At 37.5% G+C, this 20,099-nt stretch carries 27 protein-coding genes; 2 read left to right on the top strand and 25 right to left on the bottom strand.

The annotated features are described in order from the left end of the window. The first annotated feature begins 3 nt into the window (after positions 1-3). Entirely contained in the window at positions 4-756 is a 753-nt protein-coding gene (gene pdaB / locus Q5760_RS00895; RefSeq protein ID WP_428910428.1) for a polysaccharide deacetylase family sporulation protein PdaB, read from the top strand. A gap of 38 nt (positions 757-794) precedes the next feature. Here the strand turns inward: pdaB and Q5760_RS00890 are convergent, their stop codons facing one another. Beyond that, complete coding sequence (locus Q5760_RS00890) at positions 795-1,424, bottom strand: KinB-signaling pathway activation protein (protein WP_428910427.1); 630 nt, start codon at positions 1,422-1,424, stop codon at positions 795-797. Positions 1,425-1,572: 148 nt separating this feature from the next. On the opposite strand from Q5760_RS00890, the gene gerD reads away from it, so the two are divergent. Beyond that, entirely contained in the window at positions 1,573-2,142 is a 570-nt protein-coding gene (gene gerD / locus Q5760_RS00885; RefSeq protein ID WP_428910426.1) for a spore germination lipoprotein GerD, read from the top strand. A 200-nt stretch (positions 2,143-2,342) separates the two neighbouring features. Here gerD and Q5760_RS00880 read toward each other — a convergent pair whose 3' ends face one another. From Q5760_RS00880 to rpsE, 24 genes are all read right to left on the bottom strand, one after another. Next, positions 2,343-3,395, bottom strand: a complete 1,053-nt coding sequence (locus tag Q5760_RS00880) for an Mrp/NBP35 family ATP-binding protein (RefSeq protein ID WP_428910425.1) — start codon at positions 3,393-3,395, stop codon at positions 2,343-2,345. A 120-nt stretch (positions 3,396-3,515) separates the two neighbouring features. Continuing rightward, positions 3,516-4,235 (bottom strand): N-acetylmuramoyl-L-alanine amidase CwlD, encoded by a 720-nt coding sequence (gene cwlD / locus Q5760_RS00875; RefSeq protein ID WP_428910424.1) that lies wholly within the window; start codon positions 4,233-4,235, stop codon positions 3,516-3,518. Between the two features lie 78 nt (positions 4,236-4,313). After that, positions 4,314-4,757, bottom strand: a complete 444-nt coding sequence (locus Q5760_RS00870; RefSeq protein ID WP_428910423.1) for a YbaK family protein — start codon at positions 4,755-4,757, stop codon at positions 4,314-4,316. A gap of 143 nt (positions 4,758-4,900) precedes the next feature. Next, positions 4,901-6,439, bottom strand: coding sequence for an ATP-binding protein (locus tag Q5760_RS00865; RefSeq protein ID WP_428910422.1), 1,539 nt, complete (start codon positions 6,437-6,439; stop codon positions 4,901-4,903). Further along, complete coding sequence (locus Q5760_RS00860; RefSeq protein ID WP_428910421.1) at positions 6,405-6,797, bottom strand: ATP-binding protein; 393 nt, start codon at positions 6,795-6,797, stop codon at positions 6,405-6,407. The genes Q5760_RS00865 and Q5760_RS00860 overlap by 35 nt, the downstream gene beginning before the upstream one ends. A 182-nt stretch (positions 6,798-6,979) precedes the next feature. Continuing rightward, entirely contained in the window at positions 6,980-8,044 is a 1,065-nt protein-coding gene (locus tag Q5760_RS00855; protein ID WP_428910420.1) for a branched-chain amino acid aminotransferase, read from the bottom strand. Positions 8,045-8,159: 115 nt separating this feature from the next. Further along, positions 8,160-9,041 carry a LysR family transcriptional regulator gene (locus Q5760_RS00850; protein WP_428910419.1) on the bottom strand — a complete coding sequence of 294 codons (882 nt, stop codon included), beginning with the start codon at positions 9,039-9,041 and terminating at the stop codon, positions 8,160-8,162. A 96-nt stretch (positions 9,042-9,137) separates the two neighbouring features. Further along, positions 9,138-9,530, bottom strand: coding sequence for a 30S ribosomal protein S9 (gene rpsI / locus Q5760_RS00845; RefSeq protein ID WP_428910418.1), 393 nt, complete (start codon positions 9,528-9,530; stop codon positions 9,138-9,140). Positions 9,531-9,551: 21 nt separating this feature from the next. Beyond that, a complete protein-coding gene (rplM, locus tag Q5760_RS00840) occupies positions 9,552-9,989 on the bottom strand; it encodes a 50S ribosomal protein L13 (protein WP_428910417.1) in 438 nt (145 codons plus the stop codon). Between the two features lie 198 nt (positions 9,990-10,187). Beyond that, complete coding sequence (gene truA / locus Q5760_RS00835) at positions 10,188-10,934, bottom strand: tRNA pseudouridine(38-40) synthase TruA (protein WP_428910416.1); 747 nt, start codon at positions 10,932-10,934, stop codon at positions 10,188-10,190. 12 nt (positions 10,935-10,946) lie between these two features. Beyond that, positions 10,947-11,744, bottom strand: a complete 798-nt coding sequence (locus tag Q5760_RS00830; RefSeq protein ID WP_428910415.1) for an energy-coupling factor transporter transmembrane component T family protein — start codon at positions 11,742-11,744, stop codon at positions 10,947-10,949. Beyond that, a complete protein-coding gene (locus Q5760_RS00825; protein WP_428910414.1) occupies positions 11,741-12,610 on the bottom strand; it encodes an energy-coupling factor ABC transporter ATP-binding protein in 870 nt (289 codons plus the stop codon). Before Q5760_RS00825 ends, Q5760_RS00830 begins: the two co-directional genes overlap by 4 nt. Then, positions 12,586-13,425, bottom strand: a complete 840-nt coding sequence (locus Q5760_RS00820; RefSeq protein ID WP_428910413.1) for an energy-coupling factor ABC transporter ATP-binding protein — start codon at positions 13,423-13,425, stop codon at positions 12,586-12,588. Before Q5760_RS00820 ends, Q5760_RS00825 begins: the two co-directional genes overlap by 25 nt. 584 nt (positions 13,426-14,009) lie before the next feature. Continuing rightward, on the bottom strand, positions 14,010-14,372 hold the full coding sequence (gene rplQ / locus Q5760_RS00815; RefSeq protein ID WP_428910412.1) for a 50S ribosomal protein L17: 363 nt from the start codon (positions 14,370-14,372) through the stop codon (positions 14,010-14,012). A 53-nt stretch (positions 14,373-14,425) separates the two neighbouring features. Continuing rightward, complete coding sequence (locus Q5760_RS00810; protein ID WP_428910411.1) at positions 14,426-15,370, bottom strand: DNA-directed RNA polymerase subunit alpha; 945 nt, start codon at positions 15,368-15,370, stop codon at positions 14,426-14,428. A 163-nt stretch (positions 15,371-15,533) separates the two neighbouring features. Beyond that, positions 15,534-15,923: a 30S ribosomal protein S11 gene (gene rpsK, locus Q5760_RS00805; RefSeq protein ID WP_150441760.1), complete on the bottom strand. Its 390-nt coding sequence runs from the start codon at positions 15,921-15,923 to the stop codon at positions 15,534-15,536. A 21-nt stretch (positions 15,924-15,944) separates the two neighbouring features. After that, positions 15,945-16,310: a 30S ribosomal protein S13 gene (gene rpsM, locus Q5760_RS00800; protein WP_428910410.1), complete on the bottom strand. Its 366-nt coding sequence runs from the start codon at positions 16,308-16,310 to the stop codon at positions 15,945-15,947. 23 nt (positions 16,311-16,333) lie between these two features. Then, a complete protein-coding gene (gene rpmJ / locus Q5760_RS00795) occupies positions 16,334-16,447 on the bottom strand; it encodes a 50S ribosomal protein L36 (protein ID WP_003156543.1) in 114 nt (37 codons plus the stop codon). Positions 16,448-16,485: 38 nt separating this feature from the next. Next, the gene (infA, locus tag Q5760_RS00790) at positions 16,486-16,704 is read right to left on the bottom strand and encodes a translation initiation factor IF-1 (RefSeq protein WP_019244399.1); all 219 of its coding nucleotides are present in this window, start codon (positions 16,702-16,704) and stop codon (positions 16,486-16,488) included. Positions 16,705-16,911: 207 nt separating this feature from the next. Beyond that, positions 16,912-17,565, bottom strand: a complete 654-nt coding sequence (locus tag Q5760_RS00785; RefSeq protein ID WP_428910409.1) for an adenylate kinase — start codon at positions 17,563-17,565, stop codon at positions 16,912-16,914. Positions 17,566-17,618: 53 nt separating this feature from the next. Further along, the gene (gene secY / locus Q5760_RS00780) at positions 17,619-18,914 is read right to left on the bottom strand and encodes a preprotein translocase subunit SecY (protein WP_428910408.1); all 1,296 of its coding nucleotides are present in this window, start codon (positions 18,912-18,914) and stop codon (positions 17,619-17,621) included. Further along, positions 18,914-19,354, bottom strand: coding sequence for a 50S ribosomal protein L15 (gene rplO, locus Q5760_RS00775; RefSeq protein WP_428910407.1), 441 nt, complete (start codon positions 19,352-19,354; stop codon positions 18,914-18,916). The genes secY and rplO overlap by 1 nt, the downstream gene beginning before the upstream one ends. A gap of 31 nt (positions 19,355-19,385) precedes the next feature. Next, positions 19,386-19,568 carry a 50S ribosomal protein L30 gene (rpmD, locus tag Q5760_RS00770; protein WP_428910406.1) on the bottom strand — a complete coding sequence of 61 codons (183 nt, stop codon included), beginning with the start codon at positions 19,566-19,568 and terminating at the stop codon, positions 19,386-19,388. Positions 19,569-19,582: 14 nt separating this feature from the next. Further along, positions 19,583-20,083, bottom strand: coding sequence for a 30S ribosomal protein S5 (rpsE, locus tag Q5760_RS00765; RefSeq protein WP_428910405.1), 501 nt, complete (start codon positions 20,081-20,083; stop codon positions 19,583-19,585). Positions 20,084-20,099: the final 16 nt, after the last annotated feature.

Genomic DNA, 20,099 nt, shown 5'->3' with positions numbered 1-20,099 from the left:
TAGATGAACTTTTTTTATGTATTAAACGGAAAGACGATTAAACAAATTTTAATCATTGGAATAGCTTCATTTTTTACCGCATGGTTTTTCTTTTTAGGAAATGCTGTACAAGTCCCTGTTTTTTCAACTGAGGAAGGTCCAAAGGCTGTTTATAAGGGGGAGAAGGATATCGCTCTGACATTCAATATTGGATGGGGGGATGAAAAGGCTGAGCCTATACTCGATACATTAAAAGAACACGGGGTTAAATCAGCTACGTTTTTCCTTTCAGGTTCGTGGGCTGAACGTCATCCTGAACTTGTTGAAAGAATTGTTAAAGAAGGATATGAAGTTGGGATGCTCGGCTATGAATACAAGGATTATTCAGAACTAGAAGCTGAAAAGGTAAGGAAAGATATTTCCCTTGCGCAAACAGCTTTTAGCAAGCTAGGAATTAAAAATATTCAACTTCTACGAGCACCAACAGGTCATTTTGATCAAAAAACTTTAGACATCGCTCAAAAATATGGCTATACCGTAGTTCATTGGAGCATTGACTCAAAGGATTGGACAAATCCTGGGACTGAAAAAATAAGAGAAAACGTTGCTCAAGCTAAAAAAGGAGATATTGTTCTTCTTCATGCCTCAGATGCAGCGAAACAAACCAATAAGGCTTTGCCCTTGATCTTAGAAGATATTAAAAAGAAAAATCTTAAACTTGTTACCGTATCTGAACTGATCAGCAATGCGAAAACAAAAACAGAAGAAATTAAATGATCCTCTCTTGCATCTATACAAAATAAATCCGGTCCTCTTTAGGCCGGATTTTCTATTTTTGTGCTTTTTTCTTTAATCGAGTCTTCATTAAGCTTGTGAAGAATCAGCAATTGATATATATTACATGCTAATAATGGAAAGATCATCAAATACGTCCAGTTGTCGTCATTCAAACGTAAGATAGGCGCCCACTCAATAATGGTGACAACTGTCATAAAAAATACTGCAGGAATAAACGCTGCTTTGTTCGTTTGTTTTGCTTTTAAAAAACCAATAAACAGACCAATAACCAAAAGCATAATAGCTGGGAATATATATGGAACAACACTGTCTCCGCTTTGAGCAAAGGCTTTATAGCGAAAATACACTAAATCAAATAATGCAAATGCGATTAATACAACTTGCACACTGCTCCAAAATGACCTGAAAATACCTAGACCAAAACGATGCACGGTTAGATAAGCAAAAAAGGCAACTTGGCTGACTAGACTAAAAATAAAACCAAAACAAAATAACCAAAAAAATGTTGAAACAATTGATAATAACTCAATATTCGTAAAATAAGAACTAAACTCTTCCCAGCGAACGACAAACCCCGTAATTCCTGTTACAAATCCCCCAATTAATAGTGTAGTGAAAAATAATTTTACTACATTCCGACTTGTCACAATTGTATCCCCCATTATCAAAATGTTCTGTTTACTCGATTGTATCAGCCTAATATAGAAAAATCTAGGCTAACGATTCAGGATGAATAATATTATCTCAATATATTCATCCTAAAGAGTAGGAAATACTCTGAGAGGAGTTCATAAAATGAGAAATACTTTGATTTTGTTTTTCATTCTTTTTGGTGCTTTTATCACAACAAGCTGCGGGCAACAAGAAGTTTCAAGAGAGTTAGATTATGAAGAAACAAAGAAAATGGTTGTTGATATTTTAAAAACCGATGAGGGTAAGAAAGCCATACAAGATGTGATGTCAGATGAAAAGCTGAGACAACAGCTTATAATGGATCAAACAGTTGTAACGGATACCATTCAAGCAACATTAACGAGCGAAAAAGGAACTGAGTTCTGGAAGAAGAACTTTGAAGATCCTAGCTTCGCTGAAAAAATGGCTCAAAGTATGCAACAAGAACATGAACGACTGTTAAAGTCGTTAATGAATGACCCAGAATATCGAGCAAAACTTTTAGAAGTTATGAAAGACCCAGAACTTGTTCATGATTTAACCAATGTTCTTAAGAGTAATGAATATCGTGATCACTTAAAAAGTGTCATTAGCGAAACCCTTGAAAGTCCTTTATATCAGACAAAAATTCAAGAATTATTATTAAAAGCTGCAGAAACAAAAGCAGACGAGGAGAAGAAAAAAGAAGAATAAAGTGAAAGTACGAGCGCCTTCGGAACAAATAACCTTTTTTCCTGAGAAGCAGACTTAAGGAAGCATTTCCTTGATGCTCGCCCCCGCTAAAAAATTGAACCATTCTCTCGGGCTGAATCCCTAAGAACAAACTTATGACTTCGAGAAGGCGCTAAAGCTAGACAATAAAAAGGCCTGTCCCACTTGGGAAGGCCTTTTTATTATTGAATATCATTAATTACCCTTTGAGCAATTTCTGTGTAAATTTTTCCAATTGGATGGTCTTCTTGATAAACGGACGGTGAGAAGTCCTCTTCATTCATATCAGGCTGACCTAATGGCAGCTTTCCAAGTATCTTCGTCTGTAAGGAATCTGCAAGCTTTTCGCCGCCTCCTTGACCAAATACATATTCCTTTTCGCCTGTCACTTTACTTTCGAAATAGGACATATTCTCAATGACACCTAGTATCTCATGATCTGTTTTTAACGCCATTGCTCCTGCTCTTGCCGCAACAAAAGCAGCTGTTGGATGAGGAGTCGTAACGATAATTTCCTTTGTAGCCGGTAACATATTATGAATGTCCAAAGCGACATCCCCAGTACCTGGAGGTAAGTCTAATAGTAAATAATCTAACTCTCCCCAGTCAACATCTTTGAAAAATTGGTTGAGTACTTTTCCAAGCATTGGTCCACGCCAAATGATTGGAGCATTATCTTCAACAAAAAAGCCCATTGAGATGACTTTAACGCCAAATCGATCAACTGGGATTAATCGCTGTCCTTTAACAGTTGGGCGATCCGTAATTCCCATCATATCAGGAACACTGAATCCATAAATATCTGCATCAACAAGGCCTACCTTTTTACCTAGTCTTGCTAATGATACCGCTAAATTTACAGATACCGTTGATTTCCCGACGCCCCCTTTACCACTGGCAATCGCAATAAAGGTTGTCTTGCTGTTTGGAGAAAGAAGACCTTTGTCCTCCTCATTTCCTTCAGAACGATATTTGTCAACGGTTTCAGATGGAAGTTCACTAAAGCGAATTCCAACAGTATCAGCGCCGGCTTCTTTTAAAGCATTTACGATTTGTGTTTGAAGCTGCATTTGTTCAGAAGTACCCGTCTTTGTAATCGCTATCTTAACACTGACGTGATTTTTCTCTTCCTTAACTTTTATCTCTTCAATTGCATGTAACTCTTCTAAAGTTACATGCAAGAATGGTTCTTTCATAGAGTTTAGCGTATCTTTGACTTTTTCAACAGTAATCATCATTTACCCACCTTCTATATGTTTTCCTCCATAACAGTATAACATAGTAGAGATTATTCGCTATAATCTGAATCACAGTTTACCTTCTATATACAAAAAATACCCAAATAGGCACGAGCCTTATTCAGGTACTGTTAATTCCTTTTCATTTGTATAATAACGCATAATTCCATTATAAATGGATGCGGCAAGTTTCTCTTGATAATCATCCTTTTTCAAATTTGCTCTTTCAGTTGGGTTGGATAAAAATCCGACCTCAACTAAGACTCCAGGCTTTTTAGCATTGTCCAAAATATAAACATGGTTAATTGGTTTAGCCTTTCGATTTGTGTTTTCTAGGTTTTCAATTAATTCATCTTGGATAAACTTCGCTGCTCTTTCATTTTCATCAAACTGTGGTGCATAAAAGGTTTGTGCTCCGCTCCATTTTGCTGACGGAATGGAATTCAAATGAATACTGACAAAGAAGTCGATATCTTGGTTATTGATCAACTCTAGTCTCTTTTTTAAATCCTGTACTTTCCTTCTGCTATATCCTTTCGTGCCTTCATCCGCTAAATCGACATCGCTTTCCCGTGTCATAATAACTAAGGCACCTTGCTCCTGCAAATATTCCCTTAATTTAAGAGATACGTTTAACGCAATATCCTTTTCTAGTGCGCTTTGGTCGCCAGCACCACCGTCAGGTCCACCATGGCCTGGATCGACTAGTATGACCTTTCCAGATAGTGGAAGGTTCCAATCCTTCCATGTATCATTCTCGGAAAAATCGTATTGTAAAATGAAAAACAGGACAATAAGTCCAATGGTAAATATACTGACTTTCCACTTTTTATTCATGCCTTCCCATCAATCCCTCCGCTTGTCCTCGCAATAAATATATGGGACAAGGAGGAAAGATAGAACTAGAAAATCTGGTTAGTGTAGTTTCAATTTAATTCTTCTTTCGCCTTTATAAAAGCCGTCTAACCACCAGCTATTGACATATTGTTCACACTGTGAATACAGGGATTCACTCAGGACCCCCTCTTGACCACTTCCCCAGTACAATAAAAAGTTATACAGTGTATCAATTAAATGTTTTTCTTCTGATTTACAACGCATTTTAACATCGTTTGCTTCTTCTCCATAATAACCAAAACGGCTCATATTAGCACCAAGTAGATAGGCCTCAATGGCAACATCATAACAGGCCTCTTCAATTCCATTATGCATAATCACGCTTTGGGTAAAACGAGAAGCCCCAAAATAGTGCTGTACTCTTTCTTTTAAAGTTTTAACAGAAATTTCGCGGAGAACAGACTTTTCATATTTAATCTGTTTCTCCCGTCTTTTCTCTACAAAGGTTGTAATGACATTCACTTCATATTTCACCTCTTTAGAGATTAGTCTTTTACTATCGGCAAAAGACATTCACAAAAATAAATGCTTTCGTTGCCAATTTCTGTGGGGTTAGAGAATAAAATAGACCCAGTTCCAATAGTGGGACTGGGTTATATAACCGATTAAACTAAATTTAAATCCTTAATCGCTTGCTGTAGGGTGCCCTTTGTTTCGACTTTCCCATTTAATTCAATTCCAAGTTCAACGATGGTATTCGTAATCTCAGGTCTTACTCCTGTTAAGACAGTCTTACACCCTTGGATACGAATTCCATTAACAATATTAAACAAGTGTGTCAGTACCGCTGTATCCATATAAGATACACCTGATAAATCTAAAACAATAAACTTTAGATTCTGTTTATAGATTTCTTCTAAAACCTTGTACTGAATATTTTTTGCACGTTTCGTGTCAACCATCCCAATGATCGGTAAAATGGCAATTTCCGGTGATAGCGGAATAACTGGAACATTTAAATCATCAATCAATTCATTTTGTGCAGAAATCAGATAGGCATTATATTCTGAATAGCTTGCTGAGAAATGTTTGATAAAAGAGTCGAGCGTAAAATTAACCTTTCTCTCTACCTCAAAAATTTCTTTCTTTGATATCTCAAGATGCTCGTAATAATTGTAGAGATAATCCCAGTAAGTTTTTCGTATCGTTTGAATCCAATCCAGTTTGAGAATTAACTCAAGCTCCATCTCAGCCCATGTTCTTCCATGCTCTTTTGCATGGAGAATAAGGCCAAATTCATCATCATCATTTAAATAAGAAATCACCTTTTGAGCTGATTGTAATATGTATTCTTCATTAATACTGCTACTTTCAATCTCAGCAATACTATCAAACAAGCTTCTGCCATTCTCTAACAGTTGTTTCATAAACATTTCTTTATTGGCTTCATAAAATTCAGTGAATGATTGGTTTTCCTGATAAATTAAATTCAACTTTACCACTCCTATTTCTCTCATTTCTTGTATTGGAAACTCAATCAAAAACTGTGTTCCCTTCCCAACCACGCTGTCTACCTGTAATTTCCCTTGATGATCATAAACCGTTGAAAAGACTTGTGTTAGCCCCATTCCTGTACCTGTTTCTTTTGAAGTAAAAAAGGGGGTACCAAGTAAATTTAATTTTTCCTTTGGTATTCCAATCCCTGTATCCTCAATAGACACAATTATTTTCCCTTCCGTCCGATAGTGTTTTACAGTCAAAGTTCCTTTTTCAGGCATGGCTTCAAAGGCATTTTTGATCAAATTAAACAAAGCCTTTTTTAATTGATTTCGTTTTCCGTAAATTTTTATTTGTGTGTCTCTAAAATACTTTTCGATCGTGACATGATAGGTTTGATTTTGAAAAAGATAAAGAATAGATTCGAGTTCAGCCGTGAGGCTAATTAATGAAAAACGTTCCTCATCGAGATCTGGTTTAGACACATTGAGTAGATTCTGCATCGTTAATAACGCACGTTCCAACTCTTCTACTGCAATGTCTATGTAATCATGAGGATTTTCCTCCTTTAATAAATCAAGAAAACCTTTTACAGCTGTTAGGGGATTTCTAACTTCGTGGGCAATGCCTGCTGCTATTTGCCCGACTGCTGCTAATCGATCCAGTGTAATATCATCCGAATTTTTTCCCTTTCCATTTAACTGCAATGATCTTCGTCCCTTCTTTAGAAGTATCTATGGTGAATTCATCCATTAATCTCTTAGCCCCTAACAAGCCAAGTCCAAGACCTTTTTGAGAATAAACCTTATGCCCCTGCAAAATTCGTTCCAATTGGTCAATCCCTTTGCCTCGATCCTCAACCACGATCCTAATCCCTCTTGTCCCAATGGCTTCAAACTTTACAATTCCAATTGTACCAGAGTGGTCTAAAATATTTTGGGTAAGCTCTGACACCGCAACAATGATCTTTTGCATGTCCACATTAGAAAAATCAAGAGACTTAGCCAATAAACGAATAGAATTAATCGCAATGCGAATATCATTTTCAGACTTTATTACAACCATTTTTAACATGCATATATTATAAAGCATTTTAACCTTATTTTGGAATAATTTTTACAATATTTAAACATTTTCTATTTTCCAAATACTAACAGACTGATGATTTAAATGGTACATAACAATCACAAATAATTTCTGAGATATAAAAATACCCTCTCCACATAAAGTGAAAAGAGCACTAAAGTTTATAATTTGACGGTCCAACCAAATGAATCTTCTACTGTACCATATTGAATGCCAGTTAATGTTTCATAAAGCATTTGAGTTACTTCTCCCATTTCTCCTTGGTTAATGAGGATTTTTTCGTTCTTCCATTTTAATTCACCAATTGGTGAAATGACTGCTGCTGTTCCTGTGCCAAACGCTTCTTGAAGTGTTCCCTTATGATAAGCGTCTACAACCTCATCAATAGAAATGCGACGCTCCTCGATTGGGATATTTTTTGATTGCAACAATTGAATCATCGAATCTCGTGTTATGCCTGCTAGAATACTGCCGTTTAACTCAGGGGTTACGATCGTTCCATTTATTTTGAAAAAGATGTTCATACTCCCCACCTCTTCCACGTAACGATTTTCTTTCCCATCTAACCATAATGTTTGAGAATATCCACCCTTATTCGCTAGCTCTTGTCCTTTCAAGCTTGAAGCATAGTTACCGGCTGTTTTCGCTCCCCCCGTTCCTCCAGGGACAGCACGAACATAATGCTCCTCAACTAGAATTTTAACTGGTAAAATTCCTTCTTTATAATAAGAACCTACTGGACACATAATCATAATAAATTGGAAACTCTTCGAAGAAGCCACCCCTAAGCACGGATCTGTGGCGATGATAAATGGACGAATATATAAAGAGGTTCCTGGTTCATTCGGAATCCATTCACGATCTACAGCAATTAATTTCTTAAGAGCTTCTAATGCAAGAGCTTCATTAATTACTGGAATGCATAAGCGATCATTTGATGAATTCAAGCGTTTAAAGTTACTTTCTGGTCGAAATAATTGGACTTGATTTTCTTTTGTTATATACGCCTTTAATCCCTCAAATACCGTTTGACCATAATGGAACACTTTTGCCGCTGGGTCTAAGGAAATGGATTGATACGGAATAATGCGCGGGTCATACCAGCCTTTTCCTTCTGTATAATCTACGATAAACATATGATCAGTGAAAAAATTTCCAAACCCTAGTTTGTTAGCAGCAGGTTTCTCTTTTTTATTTGCAGTAAATTCTATTTTAATATTTAACATAGTGAAAGCCCCCATGAATTACGTTTTCAAAAAAGAATGAATCATTTGTATTCATTCTACTCATGGTATTTTAATTCGTAAAATATATATAAACTATAAATACTATGCACAAAAGTTATAGTAACTTTAACTGTATATACTGAATGAACTCCCGTGCTGCAAAGGAAAGATATTTATTCTTTCGATAAATGAGCACTAACTCCCACTCAATAAGGGGTTCGGAAATAGAAATCGCATGAATCTTCCGATTGTTAAATCGGCTAACCATCGATCTAGGAATTAACGAAATGCCTATTTTGCTTGCTACCATTTCACCGATTAAATCCCACATTGAGCTTTTATAAGTAACAATTGGCTGGAATCCTGACTGCATACATGCCTGTGTGACAACATCATGAAGGACATAGTCCTCGGTTAAGAGGATAAAGGACTCGTCTTTTAAATCTGACAAACGTACAGCCTCTCGATCGACGAGTTCATGGTCACGGTCAACAAGGACCACTAGTTCTTCAGATAACAAGGGAAGCGTTTCAAAAAGCTGAGAATTAGCCGGACGGACGGTTATTCCTAAGTCGATTTCACCTTGTTCAACCATATGGTTTAGTTGTTTAGCACTATATTCGAGCATTTTGATTTCGATTTCTGGATACTCCATCTTAAATCCAGCAAGTACATTAGGAAAAAGTAATACTCCCGTTGTCGGCATGAGCCCTAACTTGATTGTTCCTTTTTTAACTTGAACCAGTTCATTGATAGAACTATAAACATCTTCGACTGATTGCAAAATTTTTACCGCTTGTTCATAAACAAGGACTCCAGCATCCGTTAATTTAATTTGCCTCTCTGAACGATCTAATAATGTGACATTCAATTCCTCTTCAAGACTCTTGATCATCTTACTAATAGATGGCTGTGAAACAAGTAAAATTTGTGAGGCTTTTGTAAAATTTCTTTGTTTGGCGACTTCCACAAAATATTTAAGGTGTAGAATATCCATTTTATAACTCCCTCAATTTATAGGATTCATTATGTTTCATTATAAACATAAAAAAGGCTCTTTCCACATAAAGTGAAAAGAGCCTTGTAATAATAATTAACGCTTTGAGAACTGAGGAGCTCTACGTGCGCCTTTAAGACCGTATTTCTTACGTTCTTTCATACGTGGGTCACGAGTTAAGAACCCAGCGCGTTTTAAAGTTGGACGGTATTCTGGATCAGCTTGAAGTAACGCACGAGCGATACCATGGCGAATTGCGCCAGCTTGACCAGTGTAGCCACCACCATTAACATTTACAAGCACATCATAGCTGCCAAGAGTTTCAGTAGCTACTAAAGGTTGTCTTACAACCTCACGTAATGCTTCGAATGGGATATAGTCGTTAACGTCACGACCATTGATAATAACTTTGCCATCGCCTGGTACTAAGCGTACACGAGCAACGGAACTTTTACGACGACCAGTACCGATATATTGAACTTGTGCCAAGATAATAACCTCCTTTATAAATTATCCACGAAGTTCGTAAACTTCAGGTTGTTGTGCTTGATGCGGATGTTCGCTTCCAGCATATACGTGCAATTTTTTACCAATTTGACGTCCAAGAGAGTTCTTAGGAAGCATGCCTTTAATTGCTTGTTCTAACATTCTTTCAGGGTAGTTAGTACGCATTTCAAGAGCCGTTCTTTGTCTTAAACCGCCTGGATGTCCAGTGTGACGATAGTAAATTTTATCATGTAATTTATTACCTGTTAATTGGATTTTAGAAGCATTTAAAAGAATAACATGATCACCAGTGTCAACATGTGGTGTGTAAGTTGGTTTATGTTTACCACGTAGAATTGATGCAACTTCAGTAGCTAGACGACCTAAAGTTTTGCCTTCAGCATCAATCACGTACCATTTACGCTCAATATTTTGGGCATTTGCCATAAATGTTGTACGCATGAGTTTCCCTCCTATAATTAGCATTTCATTAATTTAATTTCTTACGTTCATTTCAATCTCATATTTAATCACAATAAGTTCCGGGGCTTATCGTGGGATTAAAAATCATACCATATAATAATAAATCCTCCAGTGCACAATGTCAAGAAAATGTTACACCAGGTTTAGTTGTTTTATAAAAAGCTTTGCAGTTCAGCTTTAATCACTCTCATAATGGACTTTCCACAAGTACAAACCATGAGGTGGTGCTGTTTTTCCAGCTTGATTGCGGTCCTTTGCATGAAGGATTTCCAGCATTTCTTCTGGTTTTCTGAGTCCTCTTCCAACTTCTAAAAGAGTACCGACTAAAATTCGTACCATATTGTAAAGAAAGCCATTGCCGACGAATCGAAACATGAGTGTGTCTTCATCTTCAACAATTTCAATCTCTTTGATGGTTCGGATACGATCCTCTACTTCAGTCTTCGCTGAGCAAAAACTTGTAAAGTCATGAGTTCCCATTAAATGATGGGCAGCCTCCTGTATTGAATCCTTATCTAATTCATAAGAATAATGGTATTGATAGTTTCGCGAAAATGGATCTTTTAATGCTGTTCGCTTTATAAAATAACGATATTCTTTTCCTTTTGCATCAAAGCGGGCATGGAAAGATCGGTGAATTTTCTCCACCTTTATAACAGAAATATCCTCTGGTAATTGACTTTGAAGTGCCATTCGCCATTTATTATCTGGAATGATTAATGGCGAATCAAAGTGAATCACCTGCCCCTTCGCATGTACACCCGCATCAGTTCGACCAGATGCTGTAACTTTAACAGCTTGCCCCTTATGAATCTTCATTAAGGCTGCTTCCATTACACTCTGAACAGTTCTAGCATTTGGCTGTATTTGATAACCTGAAAACAAAGTACCATCATAGCTTATCGTACATTTATACCGCTGCATCTATAAACCTCATTATGTTCTAAATATAATTAGCAATACCGTTACGGCCAGTAGTAACATTATCATCAGGGTGTCGGAGAAACCCCAACTTAATTGACGATATTTCGTTCTTCCCTCACCGCCGCGGTAGCCTCTTGCCTCCATGGCCACAGCCAATTCTTCGGCCCGTTTAAAGGAACTAATAAATAAAGGAATAAGAAGAGGAATGATAGCTTTGAGACGATCCTTTATAGGTCCACTTGTAAATTCAACCCCACGCGCACTTTGAGCTTTCATTATAATATCTGTTTCTTGCATAAGCGTCGGAATAAAACGCAGAGCAATAGACATCATTAAAGCCAGTTCGTGAACAGGAAATTTCACTTTTTTCAGTGGTGCTAACAGATACTCAATTCCATCTGTAATTTCAATCGGTGTTGTCGTCAAGGTTAATAAGGATGTTACTAAAATCAACAAAAAGAACCGTAACGAAATAAAAACCCCTTGCCTTACGCCCTCTTCATGAATTTTAAACCATCCCCACTCTACCAAGACATCCCCTTCACGAGTAAAAAACAGATGAATAAGCAAGGTAAAGAGTACTAGCCATAAGACAGGCAAAAGACCATTAATAATAAAGCGAAATGGAACTTTCGAAAAAGCAATCATCAAGAGAGTATAGGCTAGTAAAATCCCATACGTAAGTACATTATTTGCAAGAAATACAATAATGACAAATAAAAAGATGATGATTAACTTTGATCTTGGATCCATTCGGTGTAGTAGTGAGTCAACTGGAACATAGCGGCCTAAAATCATTTTATCCATCATTTTGGCACACCTCTTTTCAGGCTCTCAGCTACAGCCTCTGCTAACTGTTCAGTTGTTAGGCAAATCCGATTTAATTTTGTATGGAAAGCTTCTTCAAACCTTATTTGAAAGCGAATGACGTCAGGTACATCTAATCCCATTTCTATTAAGCCTTCTGGATGAGCAAAAATTTCCTCTGGGGTCCCTTTTTTGTAGACTTCGCCTTTATGCATAATGACAATTTGATCGGCATACCTAGCCGCATCCTCCATGCTATGTGTTACGAGAATCGTCGTTAAACCATTATCCTTATGAAGCCCATAAAACATATTCATAATTTCTTTCCGACCTCTTGGATCAAGACCTGCTGTCGGCTCATCTAATACAATCACGTCAGGTTCCATCGCTAGAACACCCGCAATGGCGACCCGTCTCATTTGCCCACCAGAAAGATCAAATGGAGATTTCTGCAAGAGTTCTTCAGGTAATCCAACCTGCTTTATCGCTTCCCTAGCCCTGCGTTTAGCTTCCTCTTCTGAAACTCCAAAGTTCATGGGACCGAAACAAATATCCTTTTCAACGGTTTCCTCAAATAACTGATGTTCAGGGAATTGAAAGACAATTCCTACCTTCTGACGTACCTTTTTTAAATCCTTTGGTTTAACTCCTGCCTTAATCTCTGTGTCACCGATAACGACCTTCCCTTTTGTTGGTCGTAATAAAGCATTTAAATGCTGAAGCACAGTCGACTTCCCAGAACCAGTATGTCCGATAATGGAAAGATACGTTCCCTCAGGAATATCAAAGGATACATTTAGTAAGGCAAGTCTTTCAAACGGAGTATTTACTTGATAACGAAATTCTACCTGTTGAAGTGAGATGTCCATAACTCTGCCACCAACTCTTCTTCTGTTAAGTAGGGCTTTTCAAGATTAAGGCCCTTTTCTTTTAATAGTTTGCTCATTTTTACAGGGAAAGGCATATCAAGCCCTAATGAAATCAATTCTTCATCCAATAGAAAAATTTCTTCTGGCGTTCCTTCACGGTATAACTTTCCTTTATTCATGACAATAATTCGATCTGCCTTTGCGGCTTCTTCTAGATCATGTGTAATGGAAATAACCGTCATCTGATGATCAGCCTTTAATTCCCTTACCGTGTTTAATACTTCTTCCCTTCCACGTGGGTCAAGCATGGATGTCGCTTCATCTAAGATAATAACTTGCGGTCTCAGAGCGATAACACCCGCAATCGCAACTCTTTGCTTTTGACCACCAGAAAGATTATAAGGTTCTGAATTTAAGAAACTCCCCATCTGTACTTTTTCAAGGGCAGATTCCACTCTTGGGACCATCTCTTCTCTTGGAATTCCATTATTCTCAAGCGCAAAAGCAACATCATCCTGTACGGTTGCTCCGACAAATTGATTATCTGGATTTTGAAATACCATCCCTACCTGTTTTCGAATGTCCCAAACTGTGTCATGAGTTAATAGAATTCCATTAACATGGATGGATCCCTGTTGTGGAAATTGTATCCCATTTAAAAGCTTAGCCAATGTCGATTTCCCTGAACCATTATGACCCACAATGGCCAGCCATTCAGAATGATATACTTCCAATGAAACATCATCAAGTGCAGGGGCTGATTGTCCATCATACTGGTAGGTTATATTTTGTATTTGTATTAGAGGCTTCTGCATGCTAGTCCTCCCCTCGGCTATAATCTAACTAACCTATTGAGCTCTTAACTCTTTGCATTCAATATCTTGTTAAAAAAAATACCCGCCAATTGGCGAGCTTTGAAATTGTGAGCAACCGGAATAGCCGATTTACCTATTATGAACTGAATGAATTCAGATCGAATTATACAGTTGGTAAACTGCTAACTTCTTTGAATTGCCCCAATATCATTGCCCTAAAAGAAAAGTTAGCATTAGAAATCATGACCTCGCTTGTATAAGCAAAGGACTACGACTTTCCCATACTTTACTCCTGAAAAAGAAAAAAATGCAAAAAAGCCTGCGCCCTTCTCACATCAACAAAATGCAATATTGTGAGAAGGCGCATGAGCTAAACGAGACATGTCATCGCTGTGTTAGAATTTAAATAACACAGGAAATAATGAAGCACATTATTACCATCCACTTATCGAAGGGATAATGGGGGACATGCTCATCATAACACTCTTTTTTGGCTGAGAGATTCTCTTCTCCCCTACGTTTTTAAAAAAAGGGCATCGAACACAACTGTCCATATGCCCTTGTTGTTTCATACTACTGTCCGATTATACAAGCTCAATGATAACCATTGGAGCTCCGTCTCCACGACGAGGACCCATTTTCATAATGCGAGTATATCCGCCTTGACGTTCTTCGTAACGTGGTGCAATATCACTGAATAGCTTTTGTAGTGCGTCTTGGTTCGTTTCAACATCTGCTACTTCATTACGAATAAAAGCTGCAGCTTGACGACGAGCATGAAGATCGCCACGTTTACCTAAAGTAATCATTTTTTCAACTACAGAGCGTAATTCTTTCGCACGAGTTTCAGTTGTTTGAATGCGCTCATTAATAATTAAGTCAGTAGCTAAATCACGTAGCATTGCTTTACGTTGTGAGCTAGTACGTCCTAACTTTCTGTATCCCATGAAAGTTTCCCTCCTTTTTTGAAGTTAGTTAGTAAACCAGGTAGTGAAAAGAATCAATCGTCTTTTCTTAAGCCTAGTCCGAGTTCTTCTAGTTTGTTTTTTACTTCTTCAAGAGATTTTCTACCAAGGTTTCGTACTTTCATCATATCTTCTTCAGTTTTATTTGCTAATTCCTGAACAGTATTGATTCCCGCACGTTTTAGGCAGTTATAAGAACGAACAGAAAGATCTAATTCTTCAATTGTCATTTCAAGAACTTTTTCTTTTTGATCTTCTTCTTTTTCAACCATAATCTCAGCATGTTGAGCTTCGTCAGTCAATCCAACAAAGATATTTAAATGCTCTGTTAAAATCTTTGCACCAAGAGCAATTGCATCTTGTGGACCTGTACTGCCATCTGTCCAAACATCAAATGTTAACTTATCAAAGTTTGTTAATTGCCCAACACGGGTATTTTCAACTTGATAAGAAACACGTGAAACTGGAGTATAAATAGAATCGATAGGAATGACACCAATCGGCTGGTCTTCCCTTTTGTTTTGATCTGCTGGAGTATATCCTCTTCCGCGTCGAGCAGTGAGTCGCATACGTAAATGACCATTTGATGAGAGTGTTGCAATGTGAAGATCTGGATTTAGAATTTCAACATCACTGTCATGGGTTACATCGGATGCTCTTACAACACCTTCACCCTGTACATCAATTTCTAGAGTCTTTTCTTCATCAGAATAGATTTTTAGTGCCATTTTCTTAATGTTCAAGATGATTGTAGTTACATCTTCAACTACACCTTCAATTGTAGAGAATTCATGAAGAACCCCATCAATTTGAATAGATGTTACAGCAGCGCCAGGGAGTGAGGATAATAATATACGACGTAAGGAGTTACCTAATGTAGTACCATATCCACGCTCAAGTGGTTCCACGACGAACTTCCCGTACTTGACATCATCGCTGATCTCAATCGTTTCGATTTTTGGTTTTTCTATTTCGATCATCAAAATATACCCTCCTTCAAAACGTCGAAACCTCGGCTAGGTCTTAACCGAAATTCCCCCAGTATACATTCCTATTGTCAGATTACTGGATAATTATTCCGTATATATCATAACTTGTATCATAACCCATTATAGACAATGTTACAAATTCTATACAGAAAAATTACACACGACGACGTTTTGGTGGACGGCAACCATTATGAGGAACAGGTGTAACGTCTTTAATTGCAGTTACTTCTAAACCAGCTGCTTGAAGAGCACGAATTGCTGCTTCACGACCAGCACCAGGTCCTTTTACTGTAACTTCTAAAGTTTTCATTCCATGTTCCATTGAAGCCTTAGCAGCTGTTTCTGCTGCCATTTGTGCAGCGAATGGAGTTGATTTACGAGAACCTTTAAATCCTAAAGCACCTGCACTTGACCATGAAAGAGCGTTCCCATGTACGTCAGTGATCGTTACAATTGTATTGTTAAAAGTTGAACGGATATGTGCAACTCCTGATTCTATATTCTTTTTCACACGACGTTTACGTGTATTTGTTTTACGAGCCATTTATATAACCTCCTTTACCGATTATTTCTTCTTGTTCGCAACAGTCTTACGAGGACCTTTACGAGTACGAGCGTTGTTTTTAGTATTTTGTCCACGAACAGGTAAACCACGACGGTGACGAAGACCGCGGTAACAACCGATTTCCATTAGACGTTTGATGTTAAGGGAAACTTCACGACGAAGGTCACCTTCTACTTTCAATTTGTCAATGATGTCACGGATTTTATTTAATTCGTCTTCAGTTAAATCACGAACACGAGTATCTTCAGAAACACCAGCCTCAGCTAAAACTTGTTGAGCTGTCTTTTTACCAATTCCATAGATGTAAGTTAAAGAGATAACAATACGTTTTTCACGTGGAATATCTACACCAGCAATACGTGCCATTAAATATGCGCACCTCCTTCTATTTATCCTTGTTTTTGTTTATGTTTAGGGTTTTCGCAGATAACCATAACTTTGCCTTTTCTACGAATAACTTTACATTTTTCGCAGATCGGTTTTACTGATGGTCTTACTTTCATTATCCTAACCTCCTTAATAGTACGGAGTGCAATGAGATTTATTTAAAACGGTAAGTAATTCTTCCGCGAGTTAAATCATATGGAGAAAGTTCAACAGTTACTTTATCACCTGGTAGAATACGAATGAAATGCATTCTAATTTTCCCAGATACATGAGCCAAAATGGTGTGACCATTTTCTAGTTCAACTTTAAACATAGCATTTGGTAATGTTTCAGTAACTGTACCCTCTATCTCGATTACATCGTCTTTCGCCACCTGAACACTACTCCCTTCTTTTTTCAAATAGTATCTATTTTAAGGCTTTACCTAAACTGAGCGCAACTTATCCTCATGTAAGTCTTTCCCGAATCTAATTCCCACATACTTCGTGCGCTGGTAAAAAGCCAAATGATTGTGTATACGACTTGAATTTGTGGGAGATGTTCGATAAACGTTCACCTAGTTGATGCGCAAACTTGAGGATCATGCATTCAAGCTCCCAAGTAATTGGTCAAGATCGTCAAAGACTTTGTGAATATCTTGTTGCCCATTGATATTACGTAAATAGCCCTTCGTTTCGTAAAAATCAAGCAATGGTTGTGTTTGCTTTAAGTTTACTTCTAAACGGTTTTGTACGGTTTCTGAATTATCATCTGCACGTTGATACAATTCACCGCCACAACGATCACACACACCAACATTAGCAGGTGGGTTAAAAACAAGATGATAGGTGGAACCACAAGACTTACAAATACGTCTGCCTGTTAAACGCTCCATAAGGATTTCTTTATCCACATCAATGTTTATAACAAAATTTATCTTTTTATTCAAATCAGAAAGGATGTTTTCAAGTGCTTCTGCTTGAGCTACCGTTCTTGGAAAACCATCGAGCAAGAAACCTTTATTGCAATCATCCTTACTCAATCTCTCACGTACAATCCCAATTGTCACTTCATCTGGAACTAAATCCCCTTTATCCATAAAGGATTTAGCTTGTAAACCTAGTTCAGTACCTTCTTTAATTGCAGCACGGAACATATCCCCAGTGGAAATATGAGGGATACCGTATTTTTCAACGATTTTCTCTGCTTGTGTGCCTTTTCCAGCACCAGGGAGTCCCATTAATACTAGATTCATTCGTATTCCCCCTACTTAACTATACGATCAACCTATTAAGGCGATTAGTTTAGTTATTTAATAAATCCTTTATAATGACGCTTTACTAATTGTGATTCCAACTGTTTCATGGTTTCTAGCGCTACACCAATAACAATCAAAAGACTAGTACCACCGATTTGTGCTGATTGTGGAAGTCCAGCAATGGATGTAAATAAAATTGGCAGAATAGCAACCACAGTTAAGAAAATAGCGCCAACAAAGGTTAATCGGTATAGGGTACGAGTTAAATATTTTTGAGTATTAATACCAGGACGAATACCAGGTATATATCCACCTTGCTTTTGTAAGTTCTCTGCTACTTGTTCAGGATTTACCTGAATAAAAGCATAGAAATAAGTAAAAGCAATAATCAATATCGCATAAACAACCATACCAATTGGATGCGTATAATCAAATACTCTTTGAATCCAAAGAGTTACATCATTTTGTTCAAAGAAGGATGCAATCGTTCTTGGAGTTACAATAAACGAAACAGCGAAGATAACTGGAATGACCCCTGCAGCATTTACCTTTAACGGTAAGTGTGTAGATTGACCACCAACAGGATTACGACCTGCCGCCATACGTTTTGCATATTGAATTGGAATTTTTCTTAATGCTTGTTGAACAAAAATGACACCTACAACAATCGCAATAATCGCAATAACAATTAATAGTACAGTAATGATATTAATAAATAAATCATCTCCTGCATTTACAAACCGTTGTGCATATATTTGCTGTATCGTAGTTGGAACTCCTGCAACAATCCCAGCAAAGATGATAATTGAAATCCCATTGCCAACACCTTTAGAGGTGATTTCCTCACCTAACCACATTAAAAATGCAGTTCCAGCTGTTAATACAACGGCAATGATTAGATAAGTACCCACTCCAGGATTCTCGATTAAGGTTCCACCAGCCAAATTGTTAAAACCATATGACATCGCCAATGCTTGAATAAAACCAAGTACAATTGTAAAGTATCGAGTAAATTGAGCCAATTTACGTCTTCCTACTTCACCCTCTTTTGCCCATTCTGTAAACTTTGGTACAACATCCATTTGTAATAATTGAACGATAATGGAAGCTGTAATATATGGCATAATACCCATTGCAAGTATTGAGAAATTATTGAGTGCACCGCCAGCAAATGTATTTAAAACACCAAACACACTTAACTGATCTTGAACCGCAAAAAACTCAGCATTCACATTCGGTACAGGAACGAATGTACCGATGCGAAAGACTATCAACATTAAAAGGGTGAATATGATCTTTCGTCTTATATCACCCACGCGCATAAAATTGGAGATCGTCTGAAACATTAAATCACCTCAGTACTACCGCCAACAGCTTCAATTGCATCTTTAGCTGCTGAAGAGAATTTATGAGCTTTAACAGAAAGTTTTTTCTCAATATTACCTTTTGCAAGGATCTTGATACCAGACTTTTCATTTGAAACAACTCCTGTTTCAATTAATAATTCTGGTGTAACTTCTGTACCCTCTTCAAAGCGGTTAAGAACCTCAAGGTTAACAATTGCAAATTCTTTACGATTGATATTAGTAAAACCACGCTTAGGCAAACGACGGTATAAAGGAGTTTGACCACCTTCGAATCCCATACGAACGCCACCGCCTGAACGAGCATTTTGCCCTTTGTGACCTTTACCAGCCGTTTTACCATTACCAGAACCGATACCACGTCCTTTACGCTTACGCTCATGACGTGCTCCTTCTGCAGGTTTTAATTCATGAAGTTTCATTTTGGCACCTCCTTATTTAAGAAGAATAATCTTATATTTCTTTAACCGTAACTAAGTGAGAAACTTTGTTAATCATTCCGCGAATGGCAGCATTATCCTGCTGTTCAACAGTTTGGTTTAATTTACGTAAACCAAGAGCCTTAACAGTTTCTTTTTGGTCTTGTGTACGACCTATAACACTGCGAGTGAGGGTAATTTGTAATTTATTTGCCATTTGATTTCCCTCCCTTATCCTAACAGTTCTTCTACTGATTTACCACGTAATTTTGCTACGTCTTCAGCACGTTTCATTTGTTTTAAACCATCAATCGTTGCACGGATCATATTAATTGGTGTGTTTGTTCCTAATGATTTAGATAGGATGTCGCCAATACCAGCTAATTCAAGTACCGCACGAACTGGTCCCCCAGCGATAACTCCTGTACCTTCAGCAGCAGGTTTCAGAAGAACTTCACCAGCACCGAAATGTCCGATTACTTCATGTGGTAAAGTAGTACCCACTCTAGGTACTTCAATTAAGTTTTTCTTTGCATCTTCAACCGCTTTACGAATTGCATCAGGTACTTCTTGTGCTTTACCAGTACCGAAGCCAACATGACCGTTTTTATCACCCACTACAACTAGAGCTGTGAAACGGAAACGACGTCCACCCTTAACAACTTTCGCAACACGGTTAACTGTTACTACGCGTTCTTCTAATTCAAGCTTATTTGGATCAATACGACGCATCTTTTTGTGTCCCTCC

It is taken from the genome of Niallia sp. Kr1, from assembly GCF_050389805.1.
Lineage (GTDB): Bacteria > Bacillota > Bacilli > Bacillales > Cytobacillaceae > Bacillus_BD.
This window is presented reverse-complemented; position numbering and strand designations above follow the sequence as displayed.

What these genes read in the sequence shown, in the direction of transcription:
- pdaB (WP_428910428.1), top strand. Translation starts at nt 4, where the DNA reads ATGAACTTTTTTTATGTATTAAACGGAAAGACGATTAAACAAATTTTA.
- gerD (WP_428910426.1), top strand. Translation starts at nt 1,573, where the DNA reads ATGAGAAATACTTTGATTTTGTTTTTCATTCTTTTTGGTGCTTTTATC.
- Q5760_RS00880 (WP_428910425.1), bottom strand. Translation starts at nt 3,395, where the DNA reads ATGATTACTGTTGAAAAAGTCAAAGATACGCTAAACTCTATGAAAGAA.
- cwlD (WP_428910424.1), bottom strand. Translation starts at nt 4,235, where the DNA reads ATGAATAAAAAGTGGAAAGTCAGTATATTTACCATTGGACTTATTGTC.
- Q5760_RS00860 (WP_428910421.1), bottom strand. Translation starts at nt 6,797, where the DNA reads ATGGTTGTAATAAAGTCTGAAAATGATATTCGCATTGCGATTAATTCT.
- Q5760_RS00855 (WP_428910420.1), bottom strand. Translation starts at nt 8,044, where the DNA reads ATGTTAAATATTAAAATAGAATTTACTGCAAATAAAAAAGAGAAACCT.
- Q5760_RS00850 (WP_428910419.1), bottom strand. Translation starts at nt 9,041, where the DNA reads ATGGATATTCTACACCTTAAATATTTTGTGGAAGTCGCCAAACAAAGA.
- rplM (WP_428910417.1), bottom strand. Translation starts at nt 9,989, where the DNA reads ATGCGTACAACATTTATGGCAAATGCCCAAAATATTGAGCGTAAATGG.
- truA (WP_428910416.1), bottom strand. Translation starts at nt 10,934, where the DNA reads ATGCAGCGGTATAAATGTACGATAAGCTATGATGGTACTTTGTTTTCA.
- Q5760_RS00830 (WP_428910415.1), bottom strand. Translation starts at nt 11,744, where the DNA reads ATGATGGATAAAATGATTTTAGGCCGCTATGTTCCAGTTGACTCACTA.
- Q5760_RS00825 (WP_428910414.1), bottom strand. Translation starts at nt 12,610, where the DNA reads ATGGACATCTCACTTCAACAGGTAGAATTTCGTTATCAAGTAAATACT.
- Q5760_RS00820 (WP_428910413.1), bottom strand. Translation starts at nt 13,425, where the DNA reads ATGCAGAAGCCTCTAATACAAATACAAAATATAACCTACCAGTATGAT.
- rplQ (WP_428910412.1), bottom strand. Translation starts at nt 14,372, where the DNA reads ATGGGATACAGAAAGTTAGGACGTACTAGCTCACAACGTAAAGCAATG.
- Q5760_RS00810 (WP_428910411.1), bottom strand. Translation starts at nt 15,370, where the DNA reads ATGATCGAAATAGAAAAACCAAAAATCGAAACGATTGAGATCAGCGAT.
- rpsK (WP_150441760.1), bottom strand. Translation starts at nt 15,923, where the DNA reads ATGGCTCGTAAAACAAATACACGTAAACGTCGTGTGAAAAAGAATATA.
- rpsM (WP_428910410.1), bottom strand. Translation starts at nt 16,310, where the DNA reads ATGGCACGTATTGCTGGTGTAGATATTCCACGTGAAAAACGTATTGTT.
- rpmJ (WP_003156543.1), bottom strand. Translation starts at nt 16,447, where the DNA reads ATGAAAGTAAGACCATCAGTAAAACCGATCTGCGAAAAATGTAAAGTT.
- Q5760_RS00785 (WP_428910409.1), bottom strand. Translation starts at nt 17,565, where the DNA reads ATGAATCTAGTATTAATGGGACTCCCTGGTGCTGGAAAAGGCACACAA.
- secY (WP_428910408.1), bottom strand. Translation starts at nt 18,914, where the DNA reads ATGTTTCAGACGATCTCCAATTTTATGCGCGTGGGTGATATAAGACGA.
- rplO (WP_428910407.1), bottom strand. Translation starts at nt 19,354, where the DNA reads ATGAAACTTCATGAATTAAAACCTGCAGAAGGAGCACGTCATGAGCGT.
- rpmD (WP_428910406.1), bottom strand. Translation starts at nt 19,568, where the DNA reads ATGGCAAATAAATTACAAATTACCCTCACTCGCAGTGTTATAGGTCGT.
- rpsE (WP_428910405.1), bottom strand. Translation starts at nt 20,083, where the DNA reads ATGCGTCGTATTGATCCAAATAAGCTTGAATTAGAAGAACGCGTAGTA.